This is a genomic window from Streptomyces sp. CAI-85 (assembly GCF_013363615.1).
In the GTDB taxonomy this organism is placed as follows: domain Bacteria; phylum Actinomycetota; class Actinomycetes; order Streptomycetales; family Streptomycetaceae; genus Streptomyces; species Streptomyces antibioticus_B.
This window is the reverse complement of sequence record NZ_JAANNX010000163.1, coordinates 1-2147: the sequence shown is the minus strand read 5'-3', so window position 1 is coordinate 2147 and position 2147 is coordinate 1. Positions and strand designations below refer to the sequence as shown.

Below are 2147 nucleotides of genomic sequence, written 5' to 3'. Positions count from 1 at the left end.
TCGGTCTCACGGAGCAGGTCATGTTCCACGAGATCGACCAGGACAAGATCGACCGTGTCCGGGGTATGGACATCACCGTGGTCACCACGGCGACCAACGACGCTGAGGGCCGCGCGCTCCTTCGTCACCTCGGCTTCCCCTTCAAGGAGGCGTGAGCGAGATGGCGAAGAAGGCTCTGATCGCTAAGGCTGCTCGCAAGCCGAAGTTCGCTGTGCGTGCGTACAACCGTTGCCAGCGCTGCGGCCGTCCGCACTCCGTGTACCGCAAGTTCGGCCTCTGCCGTGTGTGCCTTCGTGAGATGGCTCACCGCGGCGAGCTGCCGGGCGTGACCAAGAGCTCCTGGTAAACCCCTATTTAGGGGTTCCGGAGGCTCTCGGTAAGCAATGGGCGTGTCAGGCGCCCACCTCTTCATGGCTTAGGCTTGGAGGGTTGGGCGCCTGACAGTCGCCCGTACGACTTACTACGCCGTAGGTCCACCGCGCCGCACCCGTCCCGTCTCGGATCGGGGAGAGGGATGGCGCACCAGGAAACCCCGGCGAGAGAGGCCACAGGCCAATTCATGACCATGACTGATCCGATCGCAGACATGCTGACGCGTCTGCGGAACGCGAACTCGGCGTACCACGACTCCGTGACGATGCCGGCGTCCAAGATCAAGTCGCACATCGCGGAGATCCTCCAGCAGGAGGGCTTCATCACGGGCTGGAAGGTCGAGGACGCCGAGGTCGGCAAGAACCTCACCCTCGAGCTGAAGTTCGGCCCGAACCGTGAGCGCTCCATCGCGGGCATCAAGCGGATCTCCAAGCCCGGTCTCCGGGTGTACGCGAAGTCCACCTCCCTGCCGAAGGTGCTGGGCGGCCTCGGCGTGGCGATCATCTCCACGTCGCACGGTCTCCTCACCGACAAGCAGGCCGGCAAGAAGGGCGTAGGCGGAGAAGTTCTCGCCTACGTCTGGTAGCGGAAGGGAACGGAGAGACAGCTATGTCGCGCATTGGCAAGCTCCCCATCACGGTTCCCGCCGGCGTGGACGTCACCATCGACGGCCAGACGGTGTCGGTCAAGGGCCCCAAGGGCTCGCTGACCCACACGATCGTCTCGCCGATCGCGATCGCCAAGGGCGAGGACGGCGTTCTGAACGTCACCCGTCCCAACGACGAGCGTCAGAGCAAGGCCCTGCACGGCCTGTCCCGCACGCTGGTGGCGAACATGATCACCGGCGTGACCCAGGGTTACGTGAAGAAGCTCGAGATCAGTGGTGTCGGTTACCGCGTGACCGCGAAGGGCTCGAACCTCGAGTTCGCGCTCGGTTACAGCCACCCGATCACCGTCGAGGCCCCCGAGGGCATCACCTTCAAGGTGGAGGCCCCCACCCGGTTCTCGGTCGAGGGCATCGACAAGCAGAAGGTCGGCGAGGTTGCGGCCAACATCCGCAAGCTGCGCAAGCCCGACCCGTACAAGGCCAAGGGCGTCAAGTACGAGGGCGAAGTCATCCGCCGCAAGGTCGGAAAGGCGGGTAAGTAAGCCATGGCATACGGGCAGAAGATCCTCAAGGGCGACGCTTACAAGCGTGCCGCGATCAAGCGTCGCCACATCCGGATCCGTAAGCACATCTCGGGTACGGCCGAGCGTCCGCGCCTCGTCGTGACGCGCTCGAACCGCCACATCGTCGCCCAGGTCATCGACGACATCAAGGGTCACACCCTGGCGTCGGCGTCCACCCTGGACAGCACGATCCGCGGTGGCGAGGGCGACAAGTCCGCGCAGGCCAAGTCGGTCGGCGCCCTGGTCGCCGAGCGCGCCAAGGCCGCCGGTGTCGAGGCAGTCGTGTTCGACCGTGGTGGCAATCAGTACGCCGGGCGCATCGCCGCCCTGGCGGACGCCGCCCGCGAGGCCGGGCTCAAGTTCTGAGCCCTGGTTCCGTAGCTAGCGGAGACAGAGAGAGGTAATTCCAATGGCTGGACCCCAGCGCCGCGGTGGCGGTGCCGGTGGCGGCGAGCGGCGGGACCGGAAGGGCCGTGACGGCGGCGCTGCTGCCGCCGAGAAGACCGCGTACGTTGAGCGCGTCGTCGCGATCAACCGTGTCGCCAAGGTTGTGAAGGGTGGTCGTCGCTTCAGCTTCACCGCGCTGGTCGTGGTGGGCGACGGTG

4 protein-coding genes and 2 pseudogenes are annotated in these 2147 nt (G+C 65.7%); all 6 read left to right on the top strand.

What is annotated here, in order from left to right; translation table 11 throughout:
* Positions 1-155 (top strand): annotated as a pseudogene (locus G6W55_RS37425) (50S ribosomal protein L5); the annotation flags it as partial.
* A 5-nt stretch (positions 156-160) separates the two neighbouring features.
* A complete protein-coding gene (locus G6W55_RS37420) occupies positions 161-346 on the top strand; it encodes a type Z 30S ribosomal protein S14 (protein WP_030890724.1) in 186 nt (61 codons plus the stop codon).
* Positions 347-559: 213 nt separating this feature from the next.
* Positions 560-958, top strand: coding sequence for a 30S ribosomal protein S8 (rpsH, locus tag G6W55_RS37415; protein WP_030788259.1), 399 nt, complete (start codon positions 560-562; stop codon positions 956-958).
* Between the two features lie 23 nt (positions 959-981).
* Complete coding sequence (rplF, locus tag G6W55_RS37410) at positions 982-1521, top strand: 50S ribosomal protein L6 (RefSeq protein ID WP_030788255.1); 540 nt, start codon at positions 982-984, stop codon at positions 1519-1521.
* 3 nt (positions 1522-1524) lie between these two features.
* Positions 1525-1908 (top strand): 50S ribosomal protein L18, encoded by a 384-nt coding sequence (gene rplR / locus G6W55_RS37405; protein ID WP_030788252.1) that lies wholly within the window; start codon positions 1525-1527, stop codon positions 1906-1908.
* 43 nt (positions 1909-1951) lie between these two features.
* Positions 1952-2147: pseudogene (locus tag G6W55_RS37400) on the top strand (30S ribosomal protein S5); the annotation flags it as partial.